The 24,187-nt window shown below is 52.4% G+C and carries 21 protein-coding genes; 11 read left to right on the forward strand and 10 right to left on the reverse strand.

Annotated elements, in window-relative coordinates; genetic code table 11:
* The first annotated feature begins 61 nt into the window (after positions 1–61).
* The 3 genes from app to DBY86_RS13650 all read left to right on the forward strand — a co-directional run bounded on the left by app (position 62) and on the right by DBY86_RS13650 (position 6,506).
* Positions 62–5,086, forward strand: a complete 5,025-nt coding sequence (gene app / locus DBY86_RS05215; RefSeq protein WP_107819165.1) for an adhesion and penetration autotransporter App — start codon at positions 62–64, stop codon at positions 5,084–5,086.
* A gap of 743 nt (positions 5,087–5,829) precedes the next feature.
* Entirely contained in the window at positions 5,830–6,162 is a 333-nt protein-coding gene (locus DBY86_RS13645) for a hypothetical protein (RefSeq protein WP_234403392.1), read from the forward strand.
* Positions 6,163–6,185: 23 nt separating this feature from the next.
* A complete protein-coding gene (locus DBY86_RS13650; protein WP_234403393.1) occupies positions 6,186–6,506 on the forward strand; it encodes a methyltransferase family protein in 321 nt (106 codons plus the stop codon).
* Between the two features lie 165 nt (positions 6,507–6,671).
* On the opposite strand, the gene glnE is transcribed toward DBY86_RS13650, so the two are convergent.
* The 5 genes from glnE to cyaY all read right to left on the reverse strand — a co-directional run bounded on the left by glnE (position 6,672) and on the right by cyaY (position 11,205).
* On the reverse strand, positions 6,672–9,362 hold the full coding sequence (glnE, locus tag DBY86_RS05230) for a bifunctional [glutamate--ammonia ligase]-adenylyl-L-tyrosine phosphorylase/[glutamate--ammonia-ligase] adenylyltransferase (protein ID WP_107819166.1): 2,691 nt from the start codon (positions 9,360–9,362) through the stop codon (positions 6,672–6,674).
* A 191-nt stretch (positions 9,363–9,553) separates the two neighbouring features.
* Positions 9,554–9,766, reverse strand: a complete 213-nt coding sequence (locus DBY86_RS05235; RefSeq protein WP_107819213.1) for a hypothetical protein — start codon at positions 9,764–9,766, stop codon at positions 9,554–9,556.
* A gap of 135 nt (positions 9,767–9,901) precedes the next feature.
* A complete protein-coding gene (luxS, locus tag DBY86_RS05240; protein WP_107819167.1) occupies positions 9,902–10,408 on the reverse strand; it encodes an S-ribosylhomocysteine lyase in 507 nt (168 codons plus the stop codon).
* A gap of 21 nt (positions 10,409–10,429) precedes the next feature.
* Positions 10,430–10,849, reverse strand: coding sequence for a DUF2251 domain-containing protein (locus tag DBY86_RS05245; RefSeq protein ID WP_107819168.1), 420 nt, complete (start codon positions 10,847–10,849; stop codon positions 10,430–10,432).
* Positions 10,850–10,881: 32 nt separating this feature from the next.
* Positions 10,882–11,205, reverse strand: a complete 324-nt coding sequence (gene cyaY / locus DBY86_RS05250; protein ID WP_107819169.1) for an iron donor protein CyaY — start codon at positions 11,203–11,205, stop codon at positions 10,882–10,884.
* A 70-nt stretch (positions 11,206–11,275) separates the two neighbouring features.
* Between cyaY and lptM the strand changes: the two genes are divergently transcribed.
* The 3 genes from lptM (at position 11,276) to DBY86_RS05265 (ending at position 13,313) form a co-directional block, all read left to right on the forward strand.
* Positions 11,276–11,446, forward strand: coding sequence for an LPS translocon maturation chaperone LptM (gene lptM, locus DBY86_RS05255; RefSeq protein WP_002246479.1), 171 nt, complete (start codon positions 11,276–11,278; stop codon positions 11,444–11,446).
* 10 nt (positions 11,447–11,456) lie between these two features.
* A complete protein-coding gene (lysA, locus tag DBY86_RS05260) occupies positions 11,457–12,677 on the forward strand; it encodes a diaminopimelate decarboxylase (RefSeq protein ID WP_107819170.1) in 1,221 nt (406 codons plus the stop codon).
* A 204-nt stretch (positions 12,678–12,881) separates the two neighbouring features.
* On the forward strand, positions 12,882–13,313 hold the full coding sequence (locus DBY86_RS05265; RefSeq protein ID WP_107819171.1) for a toxin-antitoxin system YwqK family antitoxin: 432 nt from the start codon (positions 12,882–12,884) through the stop codon (positions 13,311–13,313).
* Positions 13,314–13,363: 50 nt separating this feature from the next.
* Here DBY86_RS05265 and DBY86_RS05270 read toward each other — a convergent pair whose 3' ends face one another.
* The 5 genes from DBY86_RS05270 to DBY86_RS05285 form a co-directional block, all read right to left on the reverse strand.
* The gene (locus tag DBY86_RS05270; protein ID WP_010356218.1) at positions 13,364–13,456 is read right to left on the reverse strand and encodes a methionine/alanine import family NSS transporter small subunit; all 93 of its coding nucleotides are present in this window, start codon (positions 13,454–13,456) and stop codon (positions 13,364–13,366) included.
* Positions 13,453–14,988, reverse strand: a complete 1,536-nt coding sequence (locus DBY86_RS05275; RefSeq protein WP_107819172.1) for a sodium-dependent transporter — start codon at positions 14,986–14,988, stop codon at positions 13,453–13,455. The genes DBY86_RS05270 and DBY86_RS05275 overlap by 4 nt, the downstream gene beginning before the upstream one ends.
* 712 nt (positions 14,989–15,700) lie before the next feature.
* The gene (locus tag DBY86_RS12945) at positions 15,701–15,967 is read right to left on the reverse strand and encodes a hypothetical protein (RefSeq protein WP_159068551.1); all 267 of its coding nucleotides are present in this window, start codon (positions 15,965–15,967) and stop codon (positions 15,701–15,703) included.
* Between the two features lie 3 nt (positions 15,968–15,970).
* The gene (gene groL, locus DBY86_RS05280; RefSeq protein ID WP_107819173.1) at positions 15,971–17,605 is read right to left on the reverse strand and encodes a chaperonin GroEL; all 1,635 of its coding nucleotides are present in this window, start codon (positions 17,603–17,605) and stop codon (positions 15,971–15,973) included.
* Between the two features lie 93 nt (positions 17,606–17,698).
* Complete coding sequence (locus DBY86_RS05285) at positions 17,699–17,986, reverse strand: co-chaperone GroES (RefSeq protein WP_002218094.1); 288 nt, start codon at positions 17,984–17,986, stop codon at positions 17,699–17,701.
* Positions 17,987–18,843: 857 nt separating this feature from the next.
* Between DBY86_RS05285 and DBY86_RS05295 the strand changes: the two genes are divergently transcribed.
* The 5 genes from DBY86_RS05295 (at position 18,844) to DBY86_RS05310 (ending at position 24,168) form a co-directional block, all read left to right on the forward strand.
* Positions 18,844–20,955, forward strand: coding sequence for a TonB-dependent receptor (locus tag DBY86_RS05295; protein ID WP_107819174.1), 2,112 nt, complete (start codon positions 18,844–18,846; stop codon positions 20,953–20,955).
* 151 nt (positions 20,956–21,106) lie between these two features.
* Positions 21,107–22,072: a siderophore ABC transporter substrate-binding protein gene (locus DBY86_RS05300; RefSeq protein ID WP_101133722.1), complete on the forward strand. Its 966-nt coding sequence runs from the start codon at positions 21,107–21,109 to the stop codon at positions 22,070–22,072.
* 17 nt (positions 22,073–22,089) lie between these two features.
* A complete protein-coding gene (locus DBY86_RS13320) occupies positions 22,090–22,239 on the forward strand; it encodes a hypothetical protein (RefSeq protein WP_162013446.1) in 150 nt (49 codons plus the stop codon).
* Positions 22,236–23,204 (forward strand): iron chelate uptake ABC transporter family permease subunit, encoded by a 969-nt coding sequence (locus DBY86_RS05305; protein WP_107819175.1) that lies wholly within the window; start codon positions 22,236–22,238, stop codon positions 23,202–23,204. Before DBY86_RS13320 ends, DBY86_RS05305 begins: the two co-directional genes overlap by 4 nt.
* A complete protein-coding gene (locus DBY86_RS05310; protein ID WP_107819176.1) occupies positions 23,194–24,168 on the forward strand; it encodes an iron chelate uptake ABC transporter family permease subunit in 975 nt (324 codons plus the stop codon). The genes DBY86_RS05305 and DBY86_RS05310 overlap by 11 nt, the downstream gene beginning before the upstream one ends.
* Positions 24,169–24,187: the final 19 nt, after the last annotated feature.

Below are 24,187 nucleotides of genomic sequence, written 5' to 3' on the forward strand. Positions count from 1 at the left end.
CCCGGAAGCGGAAGCCGCGCCCTCCCAAACAAACCCGAATCCCGTCAGATAAGGAAAAATAATGAAAATAACCGACAAACGGACAACCGAAACACACCGCAAAACCCCAAAAACCGGCCGCATCCGCTTCTCGCCCGCTTACTTAGCCATATGCCTGTCGTTCGGCATTCTGCCCCAAGCCCGGGCGGGACACACTTATTTCGGCATCAACTACCAATACTATCGCGACTTTGCCGAAAATAAAGGCAAGTTTGCAGTCGGGGCGAAAGATATTGAGGTTTACAACAAAAAAGGGGAGTTGGTCGGCAAATCAATGACAAAAGCCCCGATGATTGATTTTTCTGTGGTATCGCGTAACGGCGTGGCGGCATTGGTGGGCGATCAATATATTGTGAGCGTGGCACATAATGGCGGCTATAACAATGTTGATTTTGGTGCGGAGGGAAGCAATCCCGATCAGCACCGTTTTTCTTACCAAATTGTGAAAAGAAATAATTATAAGCCTGACAATTCACACCCTTACAACGGCGATTACCATATGCCGCGTTTGCATAAGTTCGTAACCGATGCAAAACCTGTCGAAATGACGGGTGACATGAGGGGGAATACCTATTCCGATAAAGAAAAATATCCCGAGCGTGTCCGCATCGGCTCAGGACACCACTATTGGCGTTATGATGATGACAAACACGGCGATTTATCCTACTCCGGCGCATGGTTAATTGGCGGCAATACACATATGCAGGGTTGGGGAAATAATGGCGTAGTTAGTTTGAGCGGCGATGTGCGCCATGCCAACGACTATGGCCCTATGCCGATTGCAGGTGCGGCAGGCGACAGCGGTTCTCCAATGTTTATTTATGACAAAACAAACAATAAATGGCTGCTCAACGGAGTTTTGCAAACGGGCTACCCTTATTCCGGCAGGGAAAACAGTTTCCAGCTGATACGCAAAGATTGGTTCTACGATGACATTTACAGAGGCGATACACATACCGTCTTTTTCGAACCGCGCAGTAACGGACATTTTTCCTTTACATCCAACAACAACGGTACGGGTACGGTAACAGAAACCAACGAAAAGGTTTCCAATCCAAAGCTTAAAGTACAGACAGTCCGACTGTTTGACGAATCTTTGAATGAAACTGATAAAGAACCAGTTTACGCGGCAGGGGGTGTTAATCAGTACCGTCCAAGGTTAAACAACGGTGAAAACCTTTCTTTTATCGATTACGGCAACGGCAAACTCATCTTATCAAACAACATCAACCAAGGCGCGGGCGGTTTGTATTTTGAAGGAAACTTTACCGTTGCACCCGAATCCAATCAGACTTGGCAAGGCGCGGGCGTTCATATCAGTGATGGCAGTACCGTTACTTGGAAAGTAAACGGCGTGGCAAACGACCGCCTGTCCAAAATCGGCAAAGGCACGCTGCACGTTCAAGCCAAAGGGGAAAACCAAGGCTCGATCAGCGTGGGCGACGGTAAAGTTATTTTAGATCAACAAGCAGATGAAAATAATAAAAAACAAGCCTTTAGTGAAATCGGCTTGGTCAGTGGCAGGGGGACGGTGCAACTGAATGCCGATAATCAGTTCAACCCCGACAAACTCTATTTCGGCTTTCGCGGCGGTCGTTTGGATTTAAACGGGCATTCGCTTTCGTTCCACCGTATTCAAAATACCGATGAAGGGGCGATGATTGTCAACCACAATCAAGACAAAGAATCCACCGTTACCATTACAGGCAATAAAGATATTGCTACAACCGGTAATAACAACAGCTTGGATAGCAAAAAAGAAATTGCCTACAACGGTTGGTTTGGAGAGAAAGATTCAACCAAAACGAACGGTCGGCTCAATCTGAATTACCAACCGACAGAAGCGGATCGCACTTTACTGCTTTCCGGCGGAACAAATTTAAACGGCAACATCACGCAAACAAACGGCAAACTGTTTTTCAGCGGCAGACCGACACCGCACGCCTACAATCATTTAGGAAGCGGGTGGTCAAAAATGGAAGGTATCCCACAAGGAGAAATCGTGTGGGACAACGACTGGATTAACCGCACATTTAAAGCGGAAAATTTCCTGATTAAAGGCGGACAGGCGGTGGTTTCCCGCAATGTTGCCAAAGTGGAAGGCGATTGGCATTTGAGCAATCACGCCCAAGCAGTTTTCGGTGTCGCACCGCATCAAAGCCACACAATCTGTACACGTTCGGACTGGACGGGTCTGACAAATTGTGTCGAAAAAACCATTACCGACGATAAAGTGATTGCTTCATTAACCAATACCGACATCAGCGGCAATGTCAGCCTTGCCGATTACGCTCATTTAAATCTCACAGGGCTTGCCACACTCAACGGCAATCTTAGTGCAAATGGCGATACACGTTATACAGTCAGCCACAACGCCACCCAAAACGGCGACCTTAGCCTCGCGGGCAATGCCCAAGCAACATTTAATCAAGCCACATTAAACGGCAACACATCGGCTTCGGGCAATGCTTCATTTAATCTAAGCAACAACGCCGCACAAAACGGCAGTCTGACGCTTTCCGACAACGCTAAGGCAAACGTAAGCCATTCCGCACTCAACGGCAATGTCTCCCTAGCCGATAAGGCAATATTCCATTTTGAAAACAGCCGCTTTACCGGACAAATCAGCGGCGGCAAGGATACGGCATTACACTTAAAAGACAGCGAATGGACGCTGCCGTCGGGCACGGAATTAGGCAATTTAAACCTTAACAACGCCACCATTACACTCAATTCCGCCTATCGCCACGATGCAGCAGGCGCGCAAACCGGCAGTGCGGCAGATGCGCCGCGCCGCCGTTCGCGCCGTTCCCTATCATCCGTTACACCGCCAACTTCGGCAGAATCCCGTTTCAACACGCTGACGGTAAACGGCAAATTGAACGGTCAGGGAACATTCCGCTTTATGTCGGAACTCTTCGGCTACCGCAGCGACAAATTGAAGCTGGCGGAAAGTTCCGAAGGCACTTACACCTTGGCTGTCAACAATACCGGCAACGAACCCGTAAGTCTCGAGCAATTGACGGTAGTGGAAGGGAAAGACAACAAACCGCTGTCCGAAAATCTTAATTTCACCCTGCAAAACGAACACGTCGATGCCGGCGCGTGGCGTTATCAGCTTATCCGCAAAGACGGCGAGTTCCGCCTGCATAATCCGGTCAAAGAACAAGAGCTTTCCGACAAACTCGGCAAGGCGGGAGAAACAGAAGCCGCCTTGACGGCGAAACAGGCGCAACTTGCCGCCAGACAACAGGAGGAAGAAGAAAAGGTGCGCTTGAAAAAGGCGGCAATTTCCGAGGCTGTGCCGTCTGAAAGCGAATTGAACCGCCTCAATGCCGAACTTGAAGAGGCAAAAAAACAAACCGCCGCCGCCCAAGCCGCACAGGCGGAAAAAGAAGCCGCGTGGGCGCAGGCAAAAACGGCGGCAGCCGAAGCAGGCAGACGCGCCGAAGAAGCCGATGCCGGCTACCGGCGCGGCAACACCTTGGAAGGTGCGGAAAATGCGGACGCGGCAAACCTTGCGCTGGCGAAGGCGCAAATTGCCGAACAAACCGCCAAAATCGATTTAGCAGAAGCCAAATTGACGCGCCTGAACCGAATCAGGGACGAACGTGAAAAAGCCGTTGCCGCCGCCGGGGAGGCAAAAGCCCTTGCCGACAAAATCGCGGAAACGGCGAAAGAAAAACAAGATTTGCAATCAATGGTGCTTTCACTGGCGAACGTGAAGGAAGAGCTGGTTATAACGGAGGCGGAACTGCAAAACGCCAAAGCCGAACGCGCAGGGCTGGAGGCAAAACGGGCATTGTTGGAACGCAGGCAGTCCGATAAAGCGCAAAAAGAACAGGAGGCGCAAACCGCCCTAACCGCCGCCCGGCAATCGGAAGCGGTGCGCGAAGACGCGGAGGAAGCCAAGAAACAGGCGGAAAAAGACAACGCGCAAAGCCTTGACGCGCTGAATGCAGCCGGGCGCGATGCCGCCGAAAAGGCAGAAAGCATTGCCGAACTGGCCCGGCAGGCAGGCGGGGAAAATGCCGGCATTATGCAGGCGGAGGAAGAGAAAAAACGGGCGCAGACGGATAAAGACACCGCCTTGGCGAAACAGCGCGAAGCGGAAACCCGGCCGGTTACCGCCGCCTTCCGCCGCGCACGCCGGGATTTGCCGCAACCGCAGCCCCAACCGCAGCGCGACCTGATCAGCCGTTATGCCAATAGCGGTTTGAGTGAATTTTCCGCCACGCTCAACAGCGTTTTCGCCGTACAGGACGAATTGGATCGCGTATTTGCCGAAGACCGCCGCAACGCCGTTTGGACAAGCGGCATCCAGGACACCAAACACTACCGTTCGCAAGATTTCCGCGCCTACCGCCAACAAACCGACCTGCGCCAAATCGGTATGCAGAAAAACCTCGGCAGCGGGCGCGTCGGCATCCTGTTTTCGCACAACCGGACCGAAAACACCTTCGACGACGGCATCGGCAACTCGGCACGGCTTGCCCACGGTGCCGTTTTCGGGCAATACGGCATCGGCAGGTTCGACATCGGCATCAGCGCGGGCGCGGGTTTTAGCAGCGGCAGCCTTTCAGACGGCATTGGAAGCAAAATCCGCCGCCGCGTGCTGCATTACGGCATTCAGGCACGATACCGCGCCGGTTTCGGCGGATTCGGCATCGAACCGCACATCGGCGCAACGCGCTATTTCGTCCAAAAAGCGGATTACCGCTACGAAAACGTCAATATCGCCACCCCCGGCCTTGCGTTCAACCGCTACCGCGCGGGCATTAAGGCAGATTATTCATTCAAACCGGCGCAACACATTTCCATCACGCCTTATTTGAGCCTGTCCTATACCGATGCCGCTTCGGGCAAAGTCCGAACGCGCGTCAATACCGCCGTATTGGCTCAGGATTTCGGCAAAACCCACAGTGCGGAATGGGGCGTAAACGCCGAAATCAAAGGTTTCACGCTGTCCCTCCACGCTGCCGCCGCCAAAGGCCCGCAACTGGAAGCGCAACACAGCGCGGGCATCAAATTAGGCTACCGCTGGTAAGCAAACAAAAGGGGTTATCATTAAAATAGAAAATAGCCATATCACCATTCCCGCGAAAGTGGGAATCCGATTTTTTGAGTTTCGGTCGTTTCCGATAAATTCTTGCCGCTTTGAGTTTCCGGATTCCCGCTTTCGCGGGAATAACAAATTAAAAGTTACTCAAAACTTAAAAGAAACCGAAACCAAACGGACTAGATTCCCACTTTCGTGGGAATGACGAATTAAAAGTTACTCAAAGAAACCGAACAGACTCAATTCCCACTTTCGCGGGAATGACGGCGGCAAGGTTTTTTCAGATAAGTTTCTGCAACATCAATGCGTCTCTTCCCAATTCATACTCGGCCCACTGCCGCTATAATCTGCGGCAGTTTTTCTTTCGCCAAATCCAACTCGGCTTCAGGGACTTCCAACATCGGTTTGGCAGACCGGATTCTCGAATCCGACGGCTATTTGAGATGACAGGCTTTTGTCGGATACAAGTATCCAACAAAAGAACCGATGTTCACACATTGCAAAAATTCGGGAATGATTGAAATGTCGGATTCGAGAATCCGACCTACATGTCCTAAGAATTTTTTACCTACACCATGCCGATAGGTTGTGTGTGGCGGGGATGTGTTGCTACGTGTTTCGTATTGTTGTAGCATGGGCTTTGCCCACAATAATGGCGGGTAAAAGAGGTCGTCTGAAATTTTGGGTTTGATTCGTGGGCAAAGCCCGCGCTACGGATTGGGCAGATTGGGTTGAAAACCAACAAAACCTGCATTATCTGCTTAAAAAATATCAATAAAGGGAAAATTATGAAGCTGAATTATAGACAGCTTGCCTTAGAGCTGACTATGAAAATAATGGCAGTTACGGCTTTGAGTTATTTTATCAAAACCGTTTTAGAAAACTATATGATGACGGGAAATCCAGTCGTATTACTGTTGTTGGTAGGGGAGTGTATTACGGTTTTTCTCGTGGTTTTCTCTAAATTTACGGAGACTCGAAATTTCTCTCTTTTACCCGTATTGGCAACGATGGGGGCGACTTTTTATTTTTTTGCCATTGCGTTGGGGGGGGGGTCAAATTGATTTCCGATAATGTTGCATCTGTCTTGCTCGTTTTCGGCATCTGTTGGCAGATTTACGCCAAAATTTATCTGGGCAGGAGCTTCGGACTTTTACCTGCCTGTCGAACCGTGGTGGATACCGGCCCTTATCGCTTGGTACGGCATCCGATTTATTTCGGCTATTTCATCGGGCATATGGCATTTCTACTCAACAATTTCTCATTGTGGAATATTGAAGTGTTGACCCTATTGTATCTGCTTCAGTTTTTACGCATGAATTATGAAGAACAGGTGCTTAGCCGCAATGAGCAATACAGGGAATATAAATCGCGTGTGAAAAACAGGTTTATACCGTTTTTGCTGTAAACCACACATAGTTAAAACCCCTAGCATGGGCTTTGCACACTGGGAGATTATTGCTAGTAAGGTCGTCTGAAAAGCGTTTTCAGACGACCTTTGGTTTTGATGGCGTAGATGGTAGAACCCACGCTATGCGGCTAATGACTTAACCCCCCCTTCGTAATACCTGCTTTACTTGAATTTCACTTCCTCCCCGAACACTTCCCGCCACAATTTCCTGACATTGCCGTAGTGGGACAGTAATTCGTCGCTTACTTCGGTTTTTGCCGCGTCGCGCAGTTTGGTGTTGTGTTGCTGCCGGCGGTAGAAGCGGTAGGCGGTGCGGCTTTGTTCGGCGAGGGTTTTGTCGATGAGGCCGCAGTCGGCGGCGATGTTCAAGAGGGCAATGTTGCCGTAGTTGTCCAAGAGTTGCGGATATTGGCGGGTATGGGCAAGTATCAGATATTGGACGATAAATTCGACATCGACCACGCCGCCGCGCGCGTATTTGACGTTGCTGTCGGCAGGCGGATGGGTGGGGAATATTTTTTCGCGCATTTCGATGATTTCGCCTGCCAGGGCGGTTTGGTCGCGTTCGGCGGTAAGGATTTCGGTGCGGATGCGGTCGAATGCCGTCTGAATTTCGGGTGTGCCGCAGATGAAGCGGGCACGAGTAAGGGATTGGTGTTCCCACGTCCATGCGTTTTCACGCTGGTATTTTTCAAAGGCGGCGATGCTGTGGGCGAGGAAACCCGCGTCGCCGTTGGGGCGCAGGCGCAGGTCGGTTTCGTAGAGGCTGCCTGCGCCGGTGGCGGCGGAAAGCCAGTTGGTCAGGCGGCGGGCGAGCCGTCCGTAAATGTCGCCTGCTTCGGGATGGGGATCGTCGTAAAGATAGACTAAGTCGAGGTCGGAGGCGTAGCCGAGTTCTTTGCCGCCGAGTTTGCCGTAGCCGATGACGGCGAATTGCGGCGTGTCGCGGTGTTTTTTGGGCATATCCGCCCACACGCACGAAAGGGCGGCGGCAATGACGGTGTCGGCAAGGGCGGAGAGTTGGTCGGAGAGGGATTCTACCGTCCACAGTCCGGCGAGGTCTTGGACGGCGAGACGGAAGACTTGGGCGTGCTGAAAGCGGCGCAGGGTGTCCATTTGCGCTTCGGTATCGCCGCCGCAGGCTTCGATGCCGTCTGAAAGGGTGGCGGCGAGTGCCTGCCAATCAAACGCGGTATCCAAAAGCTGCGCGCTGATGAGTTCGTCCAACAAAATCGGATATTTGTTCAGATACGCCGCCACCCATGAGCTTTGGCTCATAATCTCTGCCAGTTGCGCCAAGGTTTGCGGATGTTCGTTGAGGAAGGCGAGATAGGCGGAGCGGCGGCTGATGTTTTCGAGGAAGTCAAACAGCCGCATCAGCGTATCGGTCGGGTTGGGTTGCTCGGCCGCTGCTTGTACGAACAGCGGCACAATGGCGTCGAAACGCGGCTGGGCGTGTGCGGAAAGGTGGCGGTATTTATGGCCGTTGCGGATTTGGTCGAGCCGCGTGGCGATGGTTTCGGCATCAAACCCATATCCTTTCAGACGACCTTGCCGTTCTTCTTCGTCGGGCTTTTCCTGCCATGCCCATTGCCATTCGCTGTTGCTTTGCGTTTGCTCTTCAGGTTCGCTCAAAATTTCGTTGAACAACCGATTGACTTTGTTCCGATACACATTGAGGCCGTCTGAAAAGGTGGCATAGCTGTCGAAACCCATGCTTTCGGCGAGCAGTTGTTGTTGTTCGGGCGAAGTGGGCAGGGCTTGGGTTTGCCGGTCGTCCCAGTATTGCAAGCGGTGTTCGACGTCGCGCAGGAAGCGGTAGGCGGCGAGCAGGGTTTCGACGTTTTCAGACGGCATGATGCCCAGCTCGGCAAGTTTTTTCAGCGTTTCCTGCGTACCTTTCAATTGCAGCGCGCGCATTTGCCCGCCGCGTATCATCTGGAAAATCTGGGCAATAAATTCGACTTCGCGGATGCCGCCCGCGCCGAGTTTGATGTTGTCCGCCATGCCTTTTTTGCTGACTTCGCTGCGGATTTGGCGGTGCAGGTTGCGCATTGCCTCATACGCGCTGTAATCCAGATATTTGCGGAACACGAAAGGGCGCACCAGCGATTTGATGTCGTTCGGATACGGTGTAACCACGCGGCCTTTGCACCATGCGTAGCGTTCCCATTCGCGCCCCTGCGTAATCAAATATTGCTCCAGCGCGGTTTCGCTCAATACCAGCGCGCCCGAATCGCCGTCCGGCCGCAGCCGCATATCGACGCGGAACACTTGCCCGTCGGCGGTAATGTCGTTCAGCAGCGCAATCAGTTTTTGCCCGACTTTGGTGAAAAACTCCTGATTGCCCCGTTCGCGCCTGCCGTCGGTGTCGCCCGATTCGGGATAGACGAAAATCAAATCGATGTCGGAAGACACGTTCAACTCATAGCCGCCCGCCTTGCCCATCGCCACCACGCTCAAATGCTGCGGCGATTTGGTATAACGCCCGATCGGCGTGCCGTACATATCCCGATAATAGGCGTAGGCAAAATCCAGCGCGGTATTGACGGCAAAATCGGCAAACAGCGTAATCGTACGGGTTACTTCGTTCAAATCGCTGATGCGGTTTATATCGCGCACGATAATCTGCGACACCACATAACGGCGCAACTCGCGCAACTGCCGCGCCAATTCTTCCTCGTTTTCTTCCGCGCGGATTTTGTCCCAGTCGGCAAAGGCTTGGAAATCCGCTTCGGTCAACACCTTGTCCAGCATGGGCAGGAAAATTTCGGGCTTGAGTTTGCCTGAATCAAGGTTGCGGGCGAGAAAAAGGGAATAACGGCGGGCGGTGTCGAGGAGTTTGTCGGACATTTCGGATTCCGTTTGGAAGGATGACGGGAATGGTATGGTGGTTTACCTTTGGATCAGGGCGAGGCAACGCCGTACCGGTTTAAAGTCAAGCCACTATATCATAGCAACCTTCGATGCCGTCTGAAACCTTGCCCCGATATTCGGACGGATGCCTGCCGATAAAAAACAGCGGCAAATGCCGCTGCCCTTGTTTAGCCTTCGCCACGTTCTTTCAGAACTTTGCGGGCAATGGCTTTTTCTTGTGCCGTATTACCAAAAAAACCTTCGCTTTTTACGACACGGCGTAATTTTTCACTGGATTCCTGCTGATATTCGTTCTGCAATTTACGGCTTTTTTCGTTAAATCGCTTTACGCCTTCTCCTGCTTCTTTTACCAAATTTGCCGCGCTATCCCAAAAACCCATAATCATGTCCTCCAATCGTTTCAAATAAATAAGGTCGTTGTTTCTGTCAAGAAATAACGACAGTTTATAAACTGTCGGAAAACAAAATGCCGTCTGAAGACAGATTCTGACTTTCAGACGGCATTTCAAAACAGATTAAGCGTTCAGCAGGCTTTCATCCAAAGCCAAATCGTCGTTTCGGTTAACCGCCACTTTGCGCGCCAACACGTTTTGCGCGATTTGCTGCGCTTCGGCAAGCGAGTGCATCAGATAGGTGCCGCATTGGTATTCGTTCAACTCGGGGATTTTGCTTTGGTCTTTGACATTCAAAACATCCTGCATCGAAGCCAGCCACGCATCGGCGACCTGCTGTTCGGAAGGCGTACCGATAAGGCTCATATAAAAACCGGTGCGGCAGCCCATCGGGGAAATGTCGATGATTTCCACGCCGTTTCCGTTCAAGTGGTCGCGCATAAAGCCTGCAAACAAATGCTCCAGCGTGTGTATGCCTTTTTCGGGCAGGATTTCTTTGTTGGGAACGCAAAAGCGCAGGTCGAATACGGTAATGGTATCGCCTTTGGGCGTGGTCATGGTTTTCGCCACACGCACAGCGGGGGCGTGCATACGGGTGTGGTCGACTTTGAAACTGTCTAACAGGGGCATTTTGTTATCCTTTTGAGTAGGTTATGTAGATTTCCGGGATAGGATTTTGTCCAGCAATTCATCGTCCAAGACGCGGTTTTCGACTTTCACCCATTCGCCGCCTGCTTCAGGGAAGCCGTTGCGGCAATATCCTGCCTGTTCGACAAAATCATAGACGGCATGGATGTAGTCGTTGATGCACAAAGCTGCCAAAGTGCAGGCATCGTCCCATAAAATCAAAACATGATTAGGGATATGTTTGTCGGATACATCTTCGACATTGTAGATATGCAAAGCATCCAAAATCCCATCTTTCGAGGAAGCATAAAAGTAGCCTGTGTCGCCGTCGTCTTCAAAGACGACGGCATAAGGGACATGTTCGAAAAATGATTGTAAAACTTCGGGCATGCCGACAGTAAAATTTTCGATTTCGGCAGTCCGATATAGAGGTAATTGTGCCATTGGGTAACGCTCTCTTTGTGGGAATACTCAAATTACAATTCGGCAATTTCCACCGCTTCGCCCGAAGCCGCGCTCAGGGCTTCGTTTAAAACATCATAAAAATCGCGGCTGTCGCGCGTTGCCAGCCATTTGCCGTTTTGCTCGGCGAAATGGTAGCCGCCGCTTTTTGCAGCAATCCACAATTCCTGATTGGGCGTGTGGCGGTTGACGATGATTTGCGTGCCGTCCGCCGCTTCGATGGTCAGGACGTTTCCGGCAAACTGGCAGTCGAAATCCCAGCCGTTTTCGTCGATTTGGTCTTCGATGTGTTCAAATAATGCTTCGCTCGCGCGGATAAACTCGCTTTCGGTCATCATAGCTTTTTGCGTGTTTTTTGTTTAAGATGCCGAATCTTGCCACATTCGCGCTTATGAAGGAAGTTTACCGATGAAATACGGCGTATTTTTTGCGGCGGCAACCGCCCTCCTGCTTTCCGCCTGCGGTTACAAAGGCGACCTCTACCTGCCCAAAGAAGGCGACAAGGCGCGTTTCGGCGTAATCCAAACCGGTTTGCAACTTCAAAGCAAACCGCAATCCGCTTCACAAACCCAAAAATGAAAACGAAAACATGACCTTATTTTGCGAACAAGTCCCCTACCCCCGCCTTGCCGAAGCATTCGGCACGCCGCTTTATGTGTACAGCCAATCCGCGCTGACCGAAGCATTTGAACACTACCAAACTGCCTTTGCCGAGCTCTCCCCGCTCGTCTGCTATGCGGTCAAAGCCAATGGCAACCTGAGCATCATCAAACACTTTGCTTCTTTGGGGAGCGGTTTTGACATTGTATCCGGCGGCGAATTGGCACGCGTTTTGGCGGCGGGCGGCGATGCGGCGAAAACGATTTTTTCCGGTGTGGGCAAGAGTGAGGCAGAAATCGAGTTCGCGCTGAATGCAGGCGTGAAATGCTTCAATATGGAAAGCATCCCCGAAATCGACCGTATTCAAAAAGTTGCTGCGCGTTTGGGTAAAACCGCGCCCGTCTCCCTGCGCGTCAACCCCGATGTCGATGCCAAAACCCATCCTTACATCTCCACCGGCCTGAAAGCCAACAAATTCGGCATCGTCTACGCCGACGCGCTCGAAGCCTACCGCCATGCCGCACAACAGCCCAATTTGAAAATCATCGGCATCGACTGCCACATCGGTTCGCAACTGACCGACCTCAGCCCGCTGGTCGAAGCCTGCGAACGCATTTTGATTTTGGTTGACGCGCTTGCCGCCGAAGGCATTGTGTTGGAACACTTGGACTTGGGCGGCGGCGTCGGCATTGTTTACCAAGACGAAAAAGTGCCTAATTTGGGCGCGTATGCCCAAGCGGTTCAAAAACTGATCGGCACACGCCGTCTGAAACTCATTCTTGAGCCCGGCCGCAGTTTGGTGGGCAACGCAGGTTCGCTGCTGACACGCGTCGAGTTTGTCAAACACGGCGAAGAGAAAAACTTCGTCATGGTCGATGCGGCGATGAACGATTTGATGCGCCCCGCCCTATATGATGCCTACCACCACATCGAAGCGGTAGAACCAAAAAACATCTCGCCGCTGACTGCCAACATCGTCGGCCCGATTTGTGAAACCGGCGACTTCCTCGGCAAAGACCGCACCATCGCCTGCGAAGAAGGCGATTTGCTGCTTATCCGCAGCGCGGGCGCATACGGTGCCAGCATGGCGAGCAATTACAACGCGCGCAACCGTGCGGCGGAAGTGTTGGTTGACGGCGGCGGATACAAGCTCATCCGTCGGCGCGAAACCTTGGAACAACAAATGGCAAACGAACTCGCCTGCCTGTAAGCCGAACATCAAAATGCCGTCTGAAGCCTTCAGACGGCATTGCCCGTTTAAAGTTACATCTTAGGACCGCATCGGCGGAATATTCAAACACAGCCTGTTTTCAAATGACGACGCAACAAATCCCCGTCTCGCCCGGCTGACGAAGGGAATTGTTGAAAAAAATTACGCGCCCCTTTTATGGGGTGCAATATCTAAGGAATTGAAATGAAGCACGCCCCGATTATCCTCCTGCTTGCCGCTTTGTCTGCCCTCCTTTCGGCGGGCTGCACCGCCCTTCCCTCCGACCGGCCGCCGCTTCACACCCTGCCGAAAAGCGCGCCCATCCGACCCGCCAACCCATACAGCCGGCCGCCTTCAGGCACGCCGGACGGCGCATTCAGCATCCGCGCCTCAAACGGGCGCGTCTTGAAAAGCATCGTCAAAAACGGCGTGTTCGACCGCTTTGTCGATATTTACCATCCAAACGGCAAACTGCATTCGCACACGCCGGTTGAAAACGGCGTGGCGCAAGGCTGGTCGCAAGGCTATACCGAACAGGGCATATTGCGGACGCGCATCCTGTACCGGGACGGGCATATCGTCCGAGCGCAAACTTTGGATGCGTCGGGCAAGGTGGAACGCGAATGGCAGCCGTAAAACAAATGCCGTCTGAACAGTTCAGACGGCATTTTTAACGCTCTAAAGGCTTACTCTTCCGGCAGCCTTAACAGGGAAAGCAGCAGCCCGCCCCAAATCACCGCGATGGCGGCAACCATCATCACAATGGCGGAAGTACTCATTTTTCTCCTCCTTGTTCATGTTCGTGTTCGTCTTTGACATTAAAATCCTGACCGTGCTTCCAAGGCAGCAGCGACAGCAGCAGCCCGAACACGATTAACGCCGCCGACATCCCCCAGCCGAAAATATTGAGGAAACCATCCGGATAGTCGCCGTAGTTTTTCTCCAACAATCCGGCGGTGTCCTGATACAGCATATAGCCGAGCATCACGACAGTAAACACGACGCAGACCGTCCACAAGCCGCCGACACGGATGGAGGACAAGGCGTTCAGATGCTTGCGTAATTCCGGCAGCCTGCCGCTGATGATGATGGCGGCAACATAAACAAAACCGGCGGCAACAATGCCGTAGGTGTTGACGAATTTGTCCAACACGTCCAAAACGGGAACGCCCGTAGTCGTACCGAACAGCAGGGTAGAAACGATGCCCATCGGAATGCAGACAAGCAGCGTGGCGTTGACGCGGCCGATGTTCAGCTTGTCCTGAATGGCGGCGATGATGACTTCGAGGATGGAAATCATCGAAGTGATGCCCGCAAACACCAGCGAACCGAAAAACAATATGCCGATCAGCCAGCCCATCGGCGCTTGGTTGATAATGGTCGGAAAGGCGATAAATGCCAAACCGATACCGCTGGAGGCGACCTCATTAACCGCCTGCCCGTTTGCCTGCGCCATAAAGCCCAGTGCGGCAAACACGCCGATACCGGAGAGCAGCTCAAAGCTGCTGTTGGCAAAGCCGACCACCAGCCCCGTTCCGCCCAAGTCGGTTTTTTTCTTCAAATAAGAAGAATAGGTAACCATAATGCCGAAACAGATGGAAAGCGAGAAGAAAATCTGCCCGTATGCCGCGACCCAGACCTTGGGGTCGGAGAGCTTCGACCAGTCGGGCGTAAACAGCGCGTCCAACCCCTTTGCCGCGCCCGGCAGCGTCAGCGAAATGCCGACCATAATCAAAAACATCACCAAAAGCAGCGGCATAAAGAACGACGATGCGCCCGCCACGCCCTTTTGCACACCCAAAGCCATAATGACGGAAGTAAAAATCCACACGCCGATCAGCGGACCGACAACTTTGCCGACAAAATCCAAGCCCAACGCGTCCGCGCCCGCCATTTGCAGGAAATCTTTAAAGAAGAAATCCTGCGGACTCGCACCCCAGGCGGCATCGAACGAATAATAGGCATAGCTTGCCGACCAGCCGATAATCACCGCGTAATAGATGCAGATGACGATATTGGTCATCACGTTCCACCAGCCCACAGGCTCGAACCAGCGTCCGAGGCGGCGGAAGGCAAGCGGAGGAGAACCGCGATAACGGTGGCCAATGGCGTAGTCGAGCAGCAGCAGCGGAATACCCGCCGTCAGAAGCGCGACCAGATAGGGCAGGATGAATGCGCCGCCGCCGTTGTCGAAAGCAATGTAGGGAAACCGCCAGATGTTGCCCAAGCCGACGGCGGACCCGATGGCGGCAACCATGAACGCGCGGCGGCTGTTGAATGTGGCGCGTTCTTTCGTTTTGGAATCAGACACGTTGATACCTCTTGAATTATTTATTAAAAACAAGCCGTTATAGGCGAAATATATAGAAACAGCGTCTGACAGGGATAATGTCTTCTGAAAAAACAAACCGGCTTGTGGCCGATTGTTTACAATCTATGTGCTTATCGTAAAAAAATTTAACGCCGATGGCAAGCGGTGAAGGCTTGAAAACGAAAAAATTTTTTATCCAAATATAGTGGATTAACAAAAATCAGGACAAGGCAACGAAGCCGCAGACAGTACAAATAGTACGGAACCGATTCACTTGGTGCTTCAGCACCTTAGAGAATCGTTCTCTTTGGGCTAAGGCGAGGCAACGCCGTACTGGTTTTTGTTAATCCACTATACAAAAACCACTCCATAAGAAACAACCGCCAACTTCCCCGTCATTCCCGCAACAACAGAAAAACAAAAACAGAAACCTAAAGTCCCGTCATTCCCGCGCAGGCGGGAATCCAGACCCCCAACACGGCAGGAATCTATCGGAAATAACCGAAACCGGACGAACCTAGATTCCCGCTTTCGCGGGAATGACGGCGGAGAGGTGCTGTTTTTCCAATAAATTTCTATGGTGGAATATTAAATTTCCGATACATTCCTACAATATTTAAATTCGTCATCCCCACAAAAACAAAAAAACAAAAACCTAAAGTCCCGTCATTCCCGCGCAGGCGGGAATCCAGACCCCCAACGCGGCAGGAATCTATCGGAAATAACCGAAACCGGACAAACCTAGATTCCCGCTTTCGCGGGAATGACGGCGGAAAGGTTGCTGTTTTTCCGATAAATTCCTGCCGCTCTTCGTTTTTAGGATGGCGGGAAATAAAACAAAAGCGTGCGTATCAAAAAACAACAATGCAAAGAACGGCGTTGGCAATTTTAAGGTTTGCGCCTTAGCTACACTTATTCGCAAAAAAAAACCGCACGGCGTTGACCGTGCGGCTTGTTGTCTGAAGGCTTCAGACGGCATTTCTTACATCATGCCGCCCATACCACCCATGCCGCCCATGTCAGGCATAGCAGGTTTGTCTTCAGGGATTTCTGCAATCATGCAATCAGTAGTCAGCATCAGACCGGCGATAGATGCGGCGTGTTGCAGCGCGGAGCGGGTTACTTTGGCGGGGTCGAGTACGCCCATTTCGATCATGTCGCCGTATTCGCCGGAGCCTGCGTTGTAACCGTAGTTGCCTTCGCCTTCCAACACTTTGTTCACAACCACGCTAGGTTCGCCGCCTGCGTTGGCAACGATTTGGCGCAGCGGAGACTCGACGGCGCGCAATACGATTTGTACGCCTGCGTCTTGGTCGGCATTGCCGGTGTGCAGGTTTTCCAAAGCGGCACGGGCACGCAACAGGGCTACGCCGCCGCCTGCAACCACGCCTTCTTCAACGGCTGCGCGGGTAGCGTGCAGCGCGTCTTCCACGCGGTCTTTTTTCTCTTTCATTTCGACTTCGGTAGCCGCGCCGACTTTAATCACTGCCACGCCGCCTGCCAGTTTGGCAACGCGCTCTTGCAGTTTTTCTTTGTCGTAATCGCTGGTTGCGGTTTCGATTTGTTGGCGGATTTCGGCAACACGCGCTTCGATTTGGGCTGCGTCGCCGAAGCCGTCGATGATGGTGGTGTTTTCTTTACCGATTTCGATGCGTTTGGCTTGACCCAAGTCGTCCAAAGTTGCTTTTTCCAAAGACAGGCCGACTTCTTCGGCAATTACGGTGCCGCCGGTCAGGATGGCGATGTCTTGCAACATGGCTTTGCGGCGGTCGCCGAAGCCCGGAGCTTTAACGGCAACGGTTTTCAGGATGCCGCGGATGTTGTTCACGACCAAAGTCGCCAAGGCTTCGCCTTCTACGTCTTCAGCGATAATCAAGAGCGGACGGCTGGCTTTTGCCACTTGTTCCAAAATAGGCAACAAATCGCGGATGTTGCTGATTTTTTTGTCGAACAACAATACAAACGGATTGTCCAGCGCAGCGATTTGTTTTTCCGCATCGTTGATGAAGTAAGGAGACAGGTAGCCGCGGTCGAACTGCATACCTTCGACGACATCCAATTCGTTTTCCAAAGATTTGCCGTCTTCAACGGTAATCACGCCTTCTTTGCCGACTTTTTCCATCGCCTCGGCGATAATCGCGCCGACTTGTTCGTCGGAGTTGGCGGAAATCGAGCCGACTTGGGCGATTTCTTTGGATGTATCGCAAGGTTTGGCGATGTTTTTCAGCTCGTCAACCAAAGCGGCAACGGCTTTGTCGATACCGCGTTTCAGGTCGGTCGGGTTCATACCGGCGGTAACGTATTTCATACCTTCGGCAACGATGGATTGCGCCAATACGGTGGCGGTAGTCGTACCGTCGCCCGCCACGTCGTTGGTTTTGGACGCGACTTCTTTCACCATTTGCGCGCCCATATTTTCAAACTTGTCTTTCAGTTCGATTTCTTTGGCGACGGTTACGCCGTCTTTAGTGATGTGCGGGCCGCCGAATGCGCGGTCAACCACCACGTTGCGGCCTTTGGGACCCAAGGTTACGCGTACGGCGTTTGCCAAAATGTTCACGCCGTTTACCATTTTTTGGCGGACTTCATTGCCGAACTGTACGTCTTTTGCTGCCATTTCAATTCTCCAAAAATCATTAAAACTGTCTGATAAAACCGTTTATGCCGTCTGAAGGCGGTTTGCCGTTGCAGACGGCATCATAATTCGCACTTATTCCACGATGCCGAAAATATCTTCTTCGCGCATTACCAACAGCTCTTCGCCGTCAGCTTTTACGGTTTGGCCGCTGTATTTGCCGAAGATGATTTTGTCGCCGACTTTGACATCCAGCGGACGGCGCGCGCCGTCTTTACCGATTTTGCCCGCACCCACGGCGATGACTTCGCCCATATCGGGTTTTTCGGCGGCCGCACCCGGCAAAACGATGCCCGATGCGGTTTTTTCTTCAGCTTCCAAGCGTTTGACGACAACGCGGTCGTGTAAAGGACGGATGGTCATATCTATGCTCCGATAAAATGGTTTGAAAACAATCATCTGCCCGAACGGTTCGGACAGATTGAAGTGGAAACCGGACAGCCGTCAGGCGGCTGCCCGTATAAGTCGGCAAAATTAGGGTGTGTGCGGGTAAATTCAAGTGAGGCGGAAAAAATTTATTTCCGCCGTTTTTTATAGTGGACTAACAAAAACCGGTACAGCGTTGCCTCGCCTTAGCTCAAAGAGAACGATTCTTTAAGGTGCTCAAGCACCAAGTGAATCGGTTCCGTACTATTTGTACTGTCTGCGGCTTCGTCGCCTTGTCCTGATTTCTGTTCGTTTTCGGTTATTCCCGATAAATTACCGCCGTTTCTCGTCATTTCTTTAACCCTTCGTCATTCCCGCGCAGGCGGGAATCCAGTCTGTTCGGTTTCGGTTTTTTCCGATAGATTCCTGCCGCGTTAGGAGTTCTAGATTCCCGCTTTCGCGAGAATGACGCGGAAAAGTTGCTTTTCGTCATTCCCGCGCAGGCTTCGTCATTCCCGCGCAGGCGGGAATCTAGTTTTTTAAGTTCCAGTTGTTTCTGATAAATTCTTGCAGCTTTGAGTTCCTAGATTCCCGCTTTTGCGGGAATGACGCGGAAAGGTTGCTTTTCGTCATTCCCGCATTTGTTAATCCACTATATTTCCGCCGTTTTTTACATTTCCGACAAAACCTGTCAACAAAAAACAACACAATGCAAATAAAAACGATAATCAGCTTTGCAAAAATCCCCCCCCCCTGTTAATATAAATAAAAATAATTATTAATTATTTTTCTTATCCTGCCAAATCTTAACGGTTTGGCTTTACTTCCCTTCATACACTCAAAAGGACGACTAAATGAACGCCCCATTATTCCGCCTCAGCCTGCTCTCGCTCACACTTGCAGCCGGCTTTGCCCACGCGGCAGGCAACGCCAATGTCGCATTGGATACCGTTACCGTAAAAGGCGACCGCCAAGGCAGCAAAATCCGTACCAACATCGTTACGCTTCAACAAAAAGACGAAAGCACCGCAACCGATATGCGCGAACTCTTAAAAGAAGAGCCCTCCATCGATTTCGGCGGCGGCAACGGCACGTCCCAACATATGACCTTGCGCGGTATGGGTCAGAACTCTGTCGACATCAAGGTGGACAACGCCTATTCCGACAGCCAAATCCTTTACCACCAAGGCAGATTTATTGTCGATCCCGCTTTGGTTAAAGTCGTTTCCGTACAAAAAGGCGCGGGTTCCGCCTCTGCCGGTATCGGCGCAACCAACGGCGCGATTATCGCCAAAACCGTCGATGCCCAAGACCTGCTCAAAGGCTTGGATAAAAACTGGGGCGTGCGCCTCAGCAGCGGCTATGCCTCTAATGACGGCGTAAACTACGGCGCAAGCGTATTCGGAAAAGAGGGCAACTTCGACGGTTTGTTCTCTTACAACCGCAACGATGAAAAAGATTACGAAGCAGGTAAAGGCTACACCAACCAATACGGTGCAAACAAAGTCTTAAAAAGCGGATTGGACAAACGCAGCTACCTCGCCAAAATCGGTGCAACCTTCGACGACCACCGCATTGTCTTAAGCCATATGCAAGATCAACACCGTGGCGAACGCTTCATCCGAGAAGAATTCGGTTGGCAGACCTTTACCCGTCCGGACAACACGCTAGCTAAAAATACTCCCTCATACCGCGAAACCACTCAATCCAACACCAATTTGGAGTACACGGGTAAAAACCTGGGCTTTGTCGAAAAACTGAACGCCAACGCCTATGTATTGGAAAAGAAACGTTATTCCGCCGATGACAAAGATAGCGGCTACGCAGGCAATGTAGAAGGCCCTAACCATACCCGAATCACCACTCGTGGTGCGAACTTCAACTTCGACAGCCGCCTTGCCGAACAAACCCTGTTGAAATACGGTATCAACTACCGCCATCAGGAAATCAAACCGCAAGCGTTTTTGAACGGCGAATTTTCAATAAAAGATAAAGATAACGCAACCGAGGAAGACCAGAAAAAGAACCGTGAAAATGAAAAAATTGCCAAAGCCTACCGCCTGACCAACCCGACCAAAACCGATGCCGGCGTATATGTTGAAGCCATTCACGACATCGGCGATTTCACGCTGACCGGCGGGCTGCGTTACGACCGCTTCAAGGTGAAAACCCACGACGGCAAAACCGTTTCAAGCAGCAACCTTAACCCGAGTTTCGGCGTGATTTGGCAGCCGCACGAACACTGGAGCTTCAGCGCGAGCCACAACTACGCCAGCCGCAGCCCGCGCCTGTATGATGCGCTGCAGACCCACGGTAAACGCGGCATTATCTCGATTGCTGACGGCACCAAAGCCGAACGCGCACGAAATACCGAAATCGGCTTCAACTACAACGACGGCACGTTTGCCGCAAACGGCAGCTACTTCTGGCAGACCATCAAAGACGCGCTTGCCAATCCGCAAAACCGCCACGACTCTGTCGCCGTCCGTGAAACCGTCAATGCCGGCTACATCAAAAACCACGGTTACGAATTGGGCGCGTCCTATCGCACCGGCGGCCTGACTGCCAAAGTCGGCGTAAGCCACAGCAAACCGCGCATTTACGATACGCACAAAGACAATCTGTTGAGCAGCAACCCAGAGTTTGCCGTACAGACCGGCCGCACTTGGACGGCTTCCCTTGCCTACCGCTTCCAAAATCCGAATCTGGAACTCGGCTGGCGCGGTCGCTACCTCCAAAAAGCCTCTGGTTCGGTACTGGTACGCGATACCGGTACAGTCGAACGCAAAGGTTTCGGTGTGAACGATGTCTTCGCCAACTGGAAACCGCTGGGCAAAGACACGCTTAACGTCAACTTTGCCGTCAACAACGTGTTCAACAAGTTCTACTATCCGCACAGCCAAAAAGGCGAAACCCTGCCGGGCGTGGGCCGCGATGTGCGCTTGGGCGTGAACTACAAGTTCTAAAACGCATATCCCGAAAAAATGCCGTCTGAAAACCTTTCAGACGGCATCTGTTCTGATAATTTGATATAGGTTATCATTTATCCTTTCTAAAGCCGTTCCGGTTTGTCCGACCGGCGGCTTTGCCCCAATATCCCCATTTTGGAGACACCCTATGTTGCGTTTGACCGCATTGACCCTCTGCACCGTCCTCGCCTTGGGCGCGTGTTCGCCGCAAAATTCCGACTCTGCCCCACAAGCCAAAGAACAGGCGGTTTCCGCCGCACAAACCGAAGGCGCGTCCGTTACCGTCAAAACCGCGCGCGGCGATGTTCAAATACCGCAAAACCCCGAACGCATCGCCGTTTACGATTTGGGTATGCTCGACACCTTGAGCAAACTGGGCGTGAAAACCGGTTTGTCCGTCGATAAAAACCGCCTGCCGTATTTAGAGGAATATTTCAAAACGACAAAACCTGCCGGTACGCTGTTCGAGCCGGATTACGAAACGCTCAATGCCTACAAGCCGCAGCTCATCATCATCGGCAGCCGCGCCGCCAAGGCGTTTGACAAATTGAACGAAATCGCGCCGACCATCGAAATGACCGCCGATACCGCCAACCTCAAAGAAAGTGCCAAAGAGCGTATCGACGCGCTGGCGCAAATCTTCGGCAAACAGGCGGAAGCCGACAAGCTGAAGGCGGAAATCGACGCGTCTTTTGAAGCCGCGAAAACTGCCGCGCAAGGCAAAGGCAAGGGTTTGGTGATTTTGGTCAACGGCGGCAAGATGTCCGCCTTCGGCCCGTCTTCACGACTGGGCGGCTGGCTGCACAAAGACATCGGCGTTCCCGCTGTTGACGAATCGATTAAAGAAGGCAGCCACGGCCAGCCTGTCAGCTTTGAATACCTGAAAGAGAAAAATCCCGACTGGCTGTTCGTCCTTGACCGCAGCGCGGCCATCGGCGAAGAGGGTCAGGCGGCGAAAGACGTGTTGAATAATCCGCTGGTTGCCGAAACAACCGCTTGGAAAAAAGGACAAGTCGTTTACCTCGTTCCTGAAACTTATTTGGCGGCCGGTGGCGCGCAAGAGCTGCTGAATGCAAGCAAACAGGTTGCCGACGCTTTTAACGCGGCAAAATAATGAAACGGCGGCATTCGATGCCGTCTGAAACACGGATGCAAACCGCCTCCTGTGTTTCAGACGGCATTGCCCGATACGGAGGCTTCAAACAAGGCTTTCCGCTCCGACGGTTCGGACTGCCTTGTTTGAATCTTCTACGCCTTAACGCTTTTCCCTTCTGTTTATGACTGCCAAACCTTTTTCCCTCAACCTGGCCAACCTCCTGCTGCTGGCGGTATTGTTTGCCGCCAGCCTGTCGGTGGGCGTTGCCGATTTCCGCTGGTCTGATGTGTTTTCGCTGTCGGACAGCACCGAACTGATGCTGGTCAGCCGCCTGCCGCGCACGTTTGCGATTGTGCTGACGGGCGCATCGATGGCGGTGGCGGGGATGATTATGCAGATTCTGATGCGTAACCGTTTTGTCGAGCCGTCGATGGCGGGCGCGGGTCAGAGTGCGGCTTTGGGTTTGCTTCTGATGTCCCTGCTGCTGCCTGCCGCGCCGCTGCCGGTCAAAATGTCGGTTGCCGCCGTTGCCGCGCTAATCGGAATGCTGGTGTTTATGCTGCTGATCCGCCGCCTGCCGCCGACGGCGCAACTGATGGTGCCGCTGGTGGGGATTATTTTCGGCGGTGTGATTGAGGCGGTGGCGACGTTTGTCGCGTATGAGTTTGAGATGCTGCAAATGTTGGGCGTATGGCAGCAGGGCGATTTTTCGAGCGTGCTGCTGGGGCGGTACGAGCTGCTTTGGATTACGGGCGGTTTGGCGGTGTTTGCCTATCTGATTGCCGACCGGCTGACGATTTTGGGGCTGGGCGAGACGGTCAGCGTGAATTTGGGTTTGAACCGGACGGCGGTGTTGTGGTCGGGGCTGATTATTGTGGCTTTGATTACGTCGCTGGTTATCGTTACGGTCGGCAATATCCCGTTTATCGGGCTGGTCGTGCCGAACATCATCAGCCGCCTGATAGGCGACAAACTGCGCCAAAGCCTGCCTGCGGTGGCTTTGTTGGGTGCGTCTATGGTGCTGCTGTGCGATATTTTGGGACGCGTGATTGTGTTTCCGTTTGAAATTCCGGTCTCTACGGTTTTTGGTGTGTTGGGTACGGCGTTGTTTTTGTGGCTTTTATTAAGGAAACCTGCTCATGCCGTCTGAAAAAAATATCGGTTTTATGGCAGGAAGCAGCCGTCCGTTGTGGGTTGCCTTTGCGCTGTTGCTGGTTTCCTGCGTCCTGTTTATGACGCTCAACGTCAAAGGCGATTGGGACTTTGTACTGCACCTACGTCTGACCAAACTTGCCGCACTGCTGATGGTCGCCTATGCGGTCGGCGTTTCCACCCAGCTTTTTCAAACGCTGACCAACAATCCGATTCTGACCCCTTCGATTTTGGGCTTTGACGCGCTGTATGTGTTTTTGCAGACGCTTTTGGTGTTCGCACTCGGCGGCACGGGCTATGCTTCCCTGCCGTTGACGGGCAAATTCGGCTTTGAATTGGTCGTTATGATGGGCGGCTCGCTGCTGCTGTTTTACACGCTCATCCGTCAGGGCGGACGCGATTTGCCGCGTATGATTTTAATCGGCGTGATTTTCGGGATTTTGTTCCGCAGCCTGTCGTCGCTGCTTTCGCGCATGATCGATCCTGAAGAATTTACCGCGGCGCAGGCGAATATGTTTGCCGGATTCAATACCGTCCACAGCGAGCTTTTGGGCATAGGCGCGCTGATCCTGCTCGTCAGCGCGGCGGTCGTTTGGCGTGAACGCTACCGCTTGGACGTACACCTTTTGGGGCGCGACCAAGCCGTCAATTTGGGCATCAGCTACACGCGCAACACCTTATGGATACTGCTTTGGATTGCCGCGCTGGTGGCGACGGCGACCGCCGTGGTCGGTCCGGTGAGCTTTTTCGGGCTTCTCGCCGCCTCGCTTGCCAACCACTTTTCCCCGTCCGTGCGCCATTCCGTCCGCCTGCCGATGACTTTTTGTGTCGGCGGCATCCTCTTGGTCGGCGGACAGACCATATTCGAACACTTCTTGGGCATGAAGGCGGTATTAAGCGTGGTGGTCGAATTTGCGGGCGGACTCGTTTTCCTCTATCTCGTTTTAAAACACAAAAAATGACGGATGCCGTCTGAACGGC

This window comes from Neisseria bergeri (genome assembly GCA_003044455.1).
GTDB classification, from domain to species: Bacteria; Pseudomonadota; Gammaproteobacteria; order Burkholderiales; family Neisseriaceae; genus Neisseria; species Neisseria bergeri.